Genomic DNA, 9,757 nt, shown 5'->3' with positions numbered 1-9,757 from the left:
GCCCTGCGCGCGACAGCCTTTCGCGAGGAGCAACAGGGCGTGTTGCTCCTCGCGAAAGGCTGTCGCGCGCAGGGCGCGCTCCTACGATGCCGCGGTTAGCCTAGCAGGACCCGATTCATCCGCTGCACGAACGCAGCCGGGTCCGCCAACTGCGCGCCGGCGGTAATTTCCGCCTGCTCGAACAACAGGCCCGCCAGGTCGCCAGCCTTCGCGTCGTCTGTTTCGGCCGCGAGACGCTTCACCAGCGCGTGGTCTGGGTTGAGTTCCAGCACAGGCTTCGAATCCGGCACGTCCTGCCCTGCCTCTCGCAGCAGGCGGGCGAGGTGAGGCGCCAGGTCGAAATCGGCCAGGGCAAGGCACGACGGCGAGTCGGTCAGGCGAGCTGACACGCGGACGTCCGCCACGCGGTCACCAAGCAAGGTCTTCGCGCGCTCGAGCAACGGTGCGTTGGCCGTGGCGGCCGCTTCCTGCTTCGCCTTGTCAGCCTCGTCCAGCGGGAACTCGCCCTTTGCGACGTTGCGCAGGCGCTTGCCGCCATGCTCGGTGAGGTAGCCCAGCATCCACTCGTCCACGCGATCGGACATCAGCAGCACTTCGATGTCCTTGGCCTTCAGCGCTTCCAGCTGGGGACTGCCTGCGGCGGCCGCGTAGCTGTCCGCGGTGACATACCAGAGGGTGTCCTGGCCCACGGCCATGCGGCCGATGTAGTCGTCGAACGAGACCGTCTTCGCAGCGCCCTCGCCCTTCGTGGAGGCGAAGCGCAGCAGCTTCGCGATGCGCTCGCGGTTGGCGGTGTCCTCGACGATGCCTTCCTTCAGCGTATTGCCGAAGCCGGCGAGGAACGTGGCAAACTTCTCCGGCTCGTCGCGCGCGATACGCTCCAGGAGGTCAAGCACGCCCTTCACGCAACGCGCCTTGATCTGCTCGAGCTGGCGATTGTGCTGGAGGATTTCGCGGCTCACGTTCAGCGGCAGGTCGTCGGCGTCCACCACGCCGCGCACGAAGCGCAGGTAGTTAGGCAGCAACTCCTCGGCCGCATCCATGATGAAGACGCGTTTGATGTAGAGCTTCAGCCCCTTGCGCTCGTCGCGACCGCCCATCATGAGATCGAACGGTGGCTGTTCGGGCACGTAAAGGAGCGTGGTGAAGCTCTGGTTGCCCTCGACGCGGTTATGCGTCCAGGCTAATGCGTCGTTGAAGTCGTGACCCAGCGCCTTGTAGAAGTTCTGGTATTCCTCGTCGCCGATCTCGCTCTTGGGACGGGACCAGAGTGCGGACGCGGAATTCACCGTCGTCCATTCGGTCGGATCGGGCTTGCCGTCCTTCTCGGCCGGCATGCGGATCGGGAAGGCCACGTGGTCGGAGTACTTCGTGATCGCGCCGCGCAGTGTCCACGACTTCAGGAACTCGTCCTCGTCGGCCTTCAGGTGCAGCACCACCGTGGTGCCGCGCTCGGTGACATGGGTGTCCTCGAGCGTGTACTCGCCCTTGCCGTCGCTTTCCCAGCGCACGCCGGCCACTTCCGGCTGGCCGGCACGGCGGGTGATCACGGTGACCTTGTCGGCGACGACGAAGGCGGAATAGAAGCCCACGCCGAACTGGCCGATGAGGCGGGCGTCCGCCTTGTGCTCGCCCGACAGCGCTTCGAGGTAACGGCGCGTGCCGGAACTGGCTATCGTGCCGATGTTGGCTACCACTTCGTCGCGACTCATGCCGATGCCGTTATCGCGCACGCTGATGGTGCGCGCGTCCGGATCCCAGGTGACCTGGATGCGCAGGTCGGCATCGCCGTCGGTCAGGGAGGGGTCGGCCAGCGCTTCGAACCGCAGCTTGTCGCAGGCGTCGGAGGCGTTGGAGATCAGCTCGCGCAGGAAAATTTCCTTGTGCGAGTAGAGGGAATGGGTGACCAGGTGCAGGACCTGGGCGACCTCGGCTTCGAACTTACGGGTTTCCTGGCTCACGGTGCCGTTCCTTCAAGGTGGGACAGGCTGGGGAGTATGGGGATCAAGGCGGAACGAAAAAAGGCCCCGGCATGGCCGGGGCCCGGGAGGACGCCTTGGGATGCTTAGCGGCCGGCCTGGAGGGCGGCGATGCGCTCTTCGATGGGCGGGTGGCTCATGAACAGGCGCTTCAGGCCAGAGGCCAGGTGGCCGGAGATGCCGAAGGCCTGGATGGACTGGGGCAGGCTCGTGTCGCCGTGGTTGGCGGACAGGCGCTGGAGGGCCGAGATCATCGAGGCGCGACCGGCCAGGTTGGCGCCGGCGGCATCGGCATGGAATTCGCGCCAGCGCGAGAACCACATGACGATCATGGAGGCAAACAGGCCGAAGACGATCTGCAGCACCATCACCACGACAAAGTAGCCGATGCCACCTTCGCCGTCGCGGTCGCGACCACCGCTCAGCCAGCTGTCGACCACGCGGCCGACGATGCGGGCCAGCAGGATCACCAGCGTATTGAGCACGCCCTGGATCAGGGTGAGCGTGACCATGTCACCGTTGGCGACGTGGCCGATCTCATGGCCGAGCACGGCCGAGACCTGCTCGCGGTCCATCTGCTGGAGCAGGCCCGTGCTGACCGCCACGAGGGCGTTGTTGCGGCTCATGCCGGTCGCGAACGCGTTCATTTCGGGGGCGTCGTAGACGGCCACCTCGGGCATGCCGATGCCGGCCTTCTCGGCGTGGCGGCGCACGGTCTCGAGCAGCCAGCGCTCCGATTCGTTACGCGGCTCGGTGATCACCTTGGCGCCGGTGGACATCTTTGCCATCCACTTCGAGATAGCCAGCGAGATGAAGGCGCCGCCCATGCCGAAGATCGATGCAAAGACGATGAGCCCGCCAATGCCCATGCCCCGCTGGGCCGCCCACTGGTCGATGCCCAGGACACGGCTGACGCAGGTCAGCAGGAAGATGACGGCAAGGTTGGTCGCGACGAACAGGGCAATGCGCTTGAACATGATCGGTCTCTCTTATGGCGGCTGGCGATTGGCGCCGCCCGGGGCAAGTTTTCGGGGCGAATGGTGAATGATTCAATGGCGGAAAGCCCTATGGCGCGGGGGAAGACGGTACGGCGCGGCCTTGCCACGCAGGCATCACCTACACTTATCGGCTTCCAGCCCGGACGCCATTCAGAATCTTCTCAAATCAGCCCATGACCGCCACCCCACGCTACCGCGGACGCTTCGCCCCCTCCCCGACCGGTGCCCTGCATTTCGGCTCCCTCGTGGCCGCGGTGGGCAGCTGGCTGGTGGCGCGGCATGCGGGTGGCGAATGGCTCGTGCGCATCGAAGACATCGATCCGCCACGGGAGGTTCCCGGCTCAGCGGCTTCGATCCTGGCCACGCTGGGTGCCTTTGGCCTCTCGCCGGACCGGCCGCCGGTCTATCAATCCCAACGACAGGAAGGGTACGCCGTGGCCTTCGACCGGCTGCGCGAAAACGGCCAGCTTTTCCCTTGCTGGTGCAGCCGCACGGACCTGGCATCCCAGGGTGGCGTTCATCGCGATGGCCGGTGCATCGCCACGCCAGACCCTTCGCGCCTGCCCGCATGGCGCCTGCTCACACCCGATCTCCTCATCCACTGGCACGACGACCTTTTAGGTAGCCAGTCTGAAAACCTGCGCGAGGTCGCGGGCGATTTCGTCATCCGCCGCGTGGAAGGCCTCTGGTCCTACCAGCTTGCCTGCGTGGTGGACGACGCCGATCAAGGCATCACCCATGTGGTCCGGGGCGCCGACCTGCTCGATTCCACCGCCCGCCAGATCCACCTCCAGCGCCTCCTGGCGTTGCCCACGCCCGGCTACCTGCACCTTCCCCTGGTGCTTGATGCGGAAGGCAGGAAGCTATCCAAGTCCACTGCCGCCCTGCCGGTGGACGCCGCCGATCCCCTGCCCGCCCTGCGCGCCGCATTGGACTGGCTAGGTGTCTTGGCCCCGTCTACCGCGGCCACGCCCGAAACCGTGCTGCGCGACGCGCTGCACGGTTTCGGGCCTGCGTCGCTTCGCCGCAGTAGTCTTGGCGCCACGGCGACGCTATAAGAATCGTTTGCCCGACGAACGGGCCATCACAGGAATCAGGCGGGAATGAAGCAAGGCATGGCGCAGCGAACGGCACTGGTGACCGGCGGCACGGGCGGCATCGGTACGGCGATCGTGCGCTACCTCGCCCACCAGGGACACCGGGTCGCCACCAACTTCCGCGACGAGGCCCGTGCCGCCGCGTGGCGCGAGGACATGATCCGCGACGGCATCGACGTGGTGATGGTACCGGGCGATGTGTCCGACCCCGTGTCGGCGGAAGCGATGGTCCGTGCGGTGGAGGCGTTGGCGGGGCCCGTGGAAATCCTGGTCAACAACGCCGGTATCACGCGCGACACCACGTTCCACAAGATGGACTACCAGCAGTGGACCGAGGTGGTGAATACCAACCTCAACGCCTGCTTCAACGTCACCCGCCCCGTGATCGAGGGCATGCGTTCCCGCCAGTGGGGCCGCATCGTCCAGATAAGCTCGATCAACGGACAGAAAGGCCAGTACGGCCAGGCCAACTACGCGGCCGCCAAGGCAGGCGTGCACGGTTTCACCATCTCCCTCGCGCAGGAAAACGCGCGCTTCGGCATCACCGTGAATACGGTGTCGCCCGGCTACGTCGGCACCGACCTGGTCATGGCCGTGCCTGAGGACATCCGCGCCAAGATCATCGCGCAGATCCCTATCGGCCGGCTCGGCCGCCCCGAGGAAATTGCACACGCCGTCGCCTTCCTCACCTCCGAGGATTCCAGCTGGATCACGGGGTCCAACCTGGCGATCAACGGCGGCCACTACATGGGCTGGTAGGAGCGCGCCCTGCGCGCGACAGCTTTTCGCGCCTGTCCCCGGGCTGGCGCGCCAGCTCCCAGGTTCGGCCTCAACAGCTGTCGCGCGCAGGGCGCGCTCCTACCCGAGCTCCAGATCCTCTATCGCGCGCGGTTCGCGCAACACGACGGCGTTATGGTGCGCGCGGAACTTGGCCATCACCTTGTACACCACGCGCCGGGCGCGCATCACCGAACCCAGCGGCCGATGGGCGGCCAGACCATGCCATGGACTGAACGACATGCCGTCGTCGATGGCGGCGCGACGCGCGGCGTTCCATGCGGGTTGGGGCGGCACGACGATACGCGCCACGTCGATGTAGGGACTCTTCTCCTCCGGCCACTGCACTGTGTTCCCTCGGCAGGTCGGCGGGAACGATCAGTTCCCCGGTCAGCAGCGCATGGCTCTTGGCATGCACGGAGCGATGCGCATGCTTTTCGTGTTCCAGCGTGATCTGGTTGATGCGGGTCAGGGTCTCGATCAGCTGTTCCACGGTCTCCGCCTCGTCCGGCTCGATGTGTTCCAGCGACTCGTCGAAGCGGATCGGCGGCGGGTGCAGGGACAAGGGCATGGCGAAGCTCGGGGCTGGCGGTCGCAAGATCTTGCCCACCGGGCTGTGAACGAGGAGTCAGAACGAAACGGTTAGAAAAAAACGCCCCGGCAAGCCGGGGCGTTCCGTGAAACCGTATCGGTCGAGCGCCGTTTCAGTGCACGGTGAAAAGTTTGTCGAAGCCCGCGATGCGCAGTGTGTTACGCAGGTCGGCGCTGGCATTGACGATGCGGATTTCCGCACGGTCGCCACCGGCGTGTTCGCGCAGCAGCATCAGCATGCCCAGCGCGGAGCTGTCCATGCCAGCCACCTGCTCGAGGTCGAGCACGTAGCTGCGCGCCGCTGGCACGTCGCCGAGGCAGGCATCGTGAAAGGCGCGATGGATCGAGAAATCGAAGCGCTCGCCCAGGTGGAGGGTGAGGCAGCCCTGTTCGGAATCGTGGTGGACGTTGATGGCCATATGAGTTCTCCTCAGAACAGGTCGATGTCGCCGGCAGCCATCGACTGCTGGAGGGCGGGGCCACGCGAGCGCAGGCGGGCACGCTCACGCTGCTCGGCCAGTCGGGAGCGGACGCGCTGGGCGCGTGCCCCAAGCTCGGAAGCTTCGGCCGGCACGCAGGCCAGCTCCTCGATATCGCGGGTGCAGTCGGCGGTGATCTCCTGCAATTCCACCAGGCGCGAACGGGTCTGGTGCAGCAACTGGCTGAGGATGTCCTCGAACTGCAGCGAGCGGATCGTGGTGGACACGTCGTTGCCCAGGCCGCGGTTGAGGGAGGCCGCTTCATCGGCCGCTGCGCTGGTGCGCGCGTTGGACTCGGTGATCGTCGACATCATCTCGTCGATGCCGCCCTTGGTGGACAGCGCCACGTTCATGTCCTGCGAGGCCATGTGGCCAACCAGTTCGCGCAAGCTTTCCATAGCCGTGCGCGACCGCTCCACATGGCTGCCGATCTTCTCGTTGAACTGGTTGCTGTGCTGGGCGAGGTTGCGGATTTCACCCGCCACCACAGCGAAGCCGCGGCCGGATTCGCCGGCGCGCGCCGCTTCGATAGCCGCGTTGAGCGCCAGCAGGTTGGTTTCCTCGGCGATGGTGTTCACGTTCTTCAGCAGCGCGAACACGGCGTCCATCTCCTTCGCCATGCCGTCGATGCGGTAGACGATGCGCAGGCTTTCGCGGGAAAGCTGCACGATCAGGCCGACGAAGTGCTCGAGCAGGCTGGCGGTACGATCGGCGAAGTCCTGTACCGAGATGCCCTTGCCACCGGCCTCGATGATTTCGCCGAGCAGCTTCTGCTGCTTGCCCGTCTTGTGCGACAGGCCGTTGAAGCCGCCGCCGAGCTCGGCCACGGCGTCACGCAGCAGTTCAAGTGCCTGGTTCAGCTCGCGGCTGGCGTGGCCGAGCTCGTCGACGATGGCGCTGCGCACATCTTCCATGGCCTCGCGCACGGAAGCCTCGTCGCTGGTCGCGGAGCTGAGCACCACTTCCACCTCCGGCAACATCGAGGAGCGCAGGCCGACCGCGATCCAGGTCGCCGTCAGCAAAGCAACCACGACCGGTGCGACCCAGGCCGCGTGGAACACCAGGACCAGCACCAGCGCAATGGCGCTGGCGCCGAAGCCGATACTGCGTTCGTTTTTGGGAATCAGCATGATGACGTCTCGTTAATCAGGTGCCGACGCGCGTGGCGGCGGGCACGGGGGTATTGGCAAGCGCGAGCAGGCGCGCGGCGATGGCGTCGAGCGGAAGCATTTCGCCGGCGGCACCCGCTTTCCAGGCGGCACCGGGCATGCCCCAGACCACAGAGCTGGCTTCGTCCTGCACGAGGGTATGAGCCCCGATTTCCTTCAGTTCACCGAGTCCACGCGCTCCGTCGTCGCCCATGCCGGTAAGCAGGCAGCCGATGGTAGCGGCGCCGACGCTGGCGGCCATGGAGCGGAACAGCACGTCCACCGCAGGCTTGTGGCGGTTCACCGGCGGGCCGTCGTGGAGGCGGCAGACGTGGCGTGCGCCGTCCCACATCACCAGCAGGTGCTGGCTGCCCGGGGCGATATACGCATGGCCCGGCTGGATGGGCTGGCCGTCGCGCGCTTCGCACACGCGCATGGCCGAGCAGGAATCCATGCGAGTGGCGAAGGGACCGCTGAAGGCGGCCGGGATGTGCTGGGTGATGACGATGGGCGGCGCGGTGGGCGGCATCGCTTCCAGCACCACGCGAATGGCTTCGGTGCCGCCGGTGGACGCGCCGATGGCGATGATGCGCGTGCCGCCCCGGCTGCCCGCCGTCTGCGCGCGCGGCAGCACGGCGTCGGCGCTGAGGCGCGGGGCTACGTCCAGCTTCGTCACCGTGGCGCGCTCGCGCGGCTTGGCGCCTGCGGCGAGGCGAACCTTCGCGCAGATTTCCGGCGCGTGCTCCATGAACGTGGTGGCGAGGTCCGCCGTCGGCTTGGTGAAGAAATCCACCGCGCCGAGTTCCAGGGCACGCAGCGTGACGTCCGCGCCCTTCTCGGTGAGGGTGGACACCATCACCACCGGCATCGGGCGCAGGCGCATCAGGTTGTCCAGGAAGGTCAGGCCGTCCATCCGCGGCATCTCGACGTCGAGCGTGAGCACGTCGGGATCGAGCTGCTTGATCTTGTCGCGAGCGATCAGCGGGTCCCCTGCGGTGCCCACCACCTCGATGCCCGGATCGGACTCGAGCATGGCGGTCAGCACCTTACGCACCAGGGCCGAGTCGTCGACGATAAGAACGCGTACTTTCTGCATGGGCTCTGGCAGCTCGGTGGCGGAGACGGTGACGAGGCAGGCCGCCTGACGGGGTACGTCAGAACAGCTCGACCTCTCCCTTTATCGGATCATCTGCCAATCGCTTGAGGTATCGCTTCTCGCGATCGGCCAGGCTGTGGTCGTGCATCGAGCGCATCTGGCGCACGCGCACCTTGCCGCTCACCGGAAAAAACTGGACCTGGCGGGGGTAAATGTCCCCCACGTCGGCCGCGCAGAGCTTCAGCTTCTCCGTGGCGATGTAACGCTGCACGAAGGCGATGTTGCGCTGGCCGATGTCGGTCATGGTGGCGAGCACGCGGCCGCCCCCGAAAATCTTCACCTCCAGGTCGTCGCGCCTGCCGCCAGCCTTGAGGATGGCGTTGATCAGCTGCTCCATGGCGTCGTTGCCGTAACGCGCGGCACGGCCCACGGTGGAGCTCCAGCCGTCGCGCTCCCCCGCGGGCTCGGGCAGCATGAAATGGTTCATGCCGCCGATGCGCCGCCGCACATCGCGCACGCAGGCCGACACGCACGAACCCAGCACCGTGGAAATCATTTCCTCCTGCATGCTGACGTAATACTCGCCGGGCAGGATCTTCACCGTGACCACCTCCTGTGCCGGATCCCAGAAGCGGCGTACGTGCTCGAACCCCGGCAACACGCCTTTCGGATCGAAGCCGGCGAAGGTCCGCGGCTGCAGGACGAACGTGTCGCTCATGAACGCTTCCGGTAGACCGTGCGGCCGATCAGGTCGAAGTCCTCGGAAAGTCCGTACATGGACTCAGAGTGACCGAGGAAGAGGTAGCCGCGGCTTTCCAGCATGCCGGCGTAACGGGCGAACAGGCGCTGCTTCGTCGGCTTGTCGAAGTAGATGACGACGTTACGGCAGAAGATGGCGTCGAACTTCCCCTGCATGGGCCATTCGTGCAGCAGGTTCAGCGGTTGGATCGCCACCAGTTCGCGCAGGCGCGGGTGCACCTGCACGAAGCCGTCGTAACTGCCCTCGCCGCGCAGGAACCAGCGCTTGCGCCGCGCGTCGTCGACGCCGCCCAGGCGATCCACCGGATAGACTCCCTTGCGCGCCGCGGCGAGCGCCTGCGGTGACAGGTCGGTGGCGAGGATCTTCACGTCCACGTCGGCACGCGTGCGCTCCAGCGCCTCCGCAAGCACCATGGCGATGGCATACGGCTCTTCGCCGGTGGAACAACCGGCGGACCAGATCCGCAGGCGGCCGCCACCGCGCTTCTCTTCCAGCCAGCGAGGGAGGAGTTCGTCCACGAGCATGTCGTAGTGATGCATCTCGCGGAAGAACGAGGTGACGTTCGTGCTGATGCAGCTGGCCAGCTCGCCGAGCTCCGACTCCGGATCGCGGCGAAGCAGATCGCAGTAACCGGCGAAGCCGGAAAGCCCCAGCGCGCGCAGGCGGCGCAGGAGGCGCCCCTGCACCAGCTGGCGCTTGTGGTCGCCCAGTGAGATGCCACAGTGCTGCAGCACGAACTCACGAAGGAAAGCGAAATCGGCTTCCCCGAGGCTCGGCCCCGTCGCGCCCGCCGGGCCGACGGCATCACCGCTGTCGACGAGCGCGTTCATCG

The 9,757-nt window shown here is 66.4% G+C and carries 11 protein-coding genes; 3 read left to right on the top strand and 8 right to left on the bottom strand.

The window, feature by feature from the left end:
* Positions 1–95: 95 nt before the first annotated feature.
* Entirely contained in the window at positions 96–1,961 is a 1,866-nt protein-coding gene (htpG, locus tag VGM71_RS10770) for a molecular chaperone HtpG (protein ID WP_331544913.1), read from the bottom strand.
* Between the two features lie 104 nt (positions 1,962–2,065).
* Positions 2,066–2,956: a protease HtpX gene (htpX, locus tag VGM71_RS10765; protein WP_331544911.1), complete on the bottom strand. Its 891-nt coding sequence runs from the start codon at positions 2,954–2,956 to the stop codon at positions 2,066–2,068.
* Between the two features lie 194 nt (positions 2,957–3,150).
* Here htpX and gluQRS point away from each other — a divergent pair, with 194 nt between their 5' ends.
* On the top strand, positions 3,151–4,035 hold the full coding sequence (gene gluQRS / locus VGM71_RS10760) for a tRNA glutamyl-Q(34) synthetase GluQRS (RefSeq protein ID WP_331544909.1): 885 nt from the start codon (positions 3,151–3,153) through the stop codon (positions 4,033–4,035).
* Positions 4,036–4,092: 57 nt separating this feature from the next.
* On the top strand, positions 4,093–4,833 hold the full coding sequence (phbB, locus tag VGM71_RS10755) for an acetoacetyl-CoA reductase (protein ID WP_331544917.1): 741 nt from the start codon (positions 4,093–4,095) through the stop codon (positions 4,831–4,833).
* A 99-nt stretch (positions 4,834–4,932) separates the two neighbouring features.
* On the opposite strand, the gene VGM71_RS10750 is transcribed toward phbB, so the two are convergent.
* Positions 4,933–5,199 (bottom strand): hypothetical protein, encoded by a 267-nt coding sequence (locus tag VGM71_RS10750; protein WP_331544907.1) that lies wholly within the window; start codon positions 5,197–5,199, stop codon positions 4,933–4,935.
* An 82-nt stretch (positions 5,200–5,281) separates the two neighbouring features.
* On the opposite strand from VGM71_RS10750, the gene VGM71_RS10745 reads away from it, so the two are divergent.
* The gene (locus tag VGM71_RS10745; RefSeq protein WP_331544905.1) at positions 5,282–5,497 is read left to right on the top strand and encodes a hypothetical protein; all 216 of its coding nucleotides are present in this window, start codon (positions 5,282–5,284) and stop codon (positions 5,495–5,497) included.
* A gap of 58 nt (positions 5,498–5,555) precedes the next feature.
* On the opposite strand, the gene VGM71_RS10740 is transcribed toward VGM71_RS10745, so the two are convergent.
* The 5 genes from VGM71_RS10740 to VGM71_RS10720 are packed head-to-tail and all read right to left on the bottom strand — an operon-like array spanning position 5,556 to position 9,755.
* On the bottom strand, positions 5,556–5,861 hold the full coding sequence (locus VGM71_RS10740) for an STAS domain-containing protein (RefSeq protein WP_331544903.1): 306 nt from the start codon (positions 5,859–5,861) through the stop codon (positions 5,556–5,558).
* An 11-nt stretch (positions 5,862–5,872) separates the two neighbouring features.
* A complete protein-coding gene (locus VGM71_RS10735) occupies positions 5,873–7,051 on the bottom strand; it encodes a methyl-accepting chemotaxis protein (protein WP_331544901.1) in 1,179 nt (392 codons plus the stop codon).
* A gap of 16 nt (positions 7,052–7,067) precedes the next feature.
* The gene (locus tag VGM71_RS10730; RefSeq protein ID WP_331544899.1) at positions 7,068–8,165 is read right to left on the bottom strand and encodes a chemotaxis response regulator protein-glutamate methylesterase; all 1,098 of its coding nucleotides are present in this window, start codon (positions 8,163–8,165) and stop codon (positions 7,068–7,070) included.
* 58 nt (positions 8,166–8,223) lie between these two features.
* Positions 8,224–8,883 (bottom strand): chemoreceptor glutamine deamidase CheD, encoded by a 660-nt coding sequence (gene cheD, locus VGM71_RS10725; RefSeq protein WP_331544897.1) that lies wholly within the window; start codon positions 8,881–8,883, stop codon positions 8,224–8,226.
* A complete protein-coding gene (locus tag VGM71_RS10720; RefSeq protein WP_331544895.1) occupies positions 8,880–9,755 on the bottom strand; it encodes a protein-glutamate O-methyltransferase CheR in 876 nt (291 codons plus the stop codon). Before VGM71_RS10720 ends, cheD begins: the two co-directional genes overlap by 4 nt.
* Positions 9,756–9,757 lie beyond the last annotated feature (2 nt).

The organism is Luteibacter sp. (assembly GCF_036499525.1).
Lineage (GTDB): Bacteria > Pseudomonadota > Gammaproteobacteria > Xanthomonadales > Rhodanobacteraceae > Luteibacter.
The sequence above is the reverse complement of the archived record's forward strand: the minus strand, read 5'-3'. Positions and strand labels throughout refer to the sequence as shown.

Coding starts and splice junctions, on each gene's coding strand:
- htpX (WP_331544911.1), bottom strand. CDS start 2,956: ATGTTCAAGCGCATTGCCCTGTTCGTCGCGACCAACCTTGCCGTCATC.
- gluQRS (WP_331544909.1), top strand. CDS start 3,151: ATGACCGCCACCCCACGCTACCGCGGACGCTTCGCCCCCTCCCCGACC.
- phbB (WP_331544917.1), top strand. CDS start 4,093: ATGGCGCAGCGAACGGCACTGGTGACCGGCGGCACGGGCGGCATCGGT.
- VGM71_RS10745 (WP_331544905.1), top strand. CDS start 5,282: ATGCTTTTCGTGTTCCAGCGTGATCTGGTTGATGCGGGTCAGGGTCTC.
- VGM71_RS10740 (WP_331544903.1), bottom strand. CDS start 5,861: ATGGCCATCAACGTCCACCACGATTCCGAACAGGGCTGCCTCACCCTC.
- VGM71_RS10735 (WP_331544901.1), bottom strand. CDS start 7,051: ATGCTGATTCCCAAAAACGAACGCAGTATCGGCTTCGGCGCCAGCGCC.
- VGM71_RS10730 (WP_331544899.1), bottom strand. CDS start 8,165: ATGCAGAAAGTACGCGTTCTTATCGTCGACGACTCGGCCCTGGTGCGT.
- cheD (WP_331544897.1), bottom strand. CDS start 8,883: ATGAGCGACACGTTCGTCCTGCAGCCGCGGACCTTCGCCGGCTTCGAT.
- VGM71_RS10720 (WP_331544895.1), bottom strand. CDS start 9,755: ATGAACGCGCTCGTCGACAGCGGTGATGCCGTCGGCCCGGCGGGCGCG.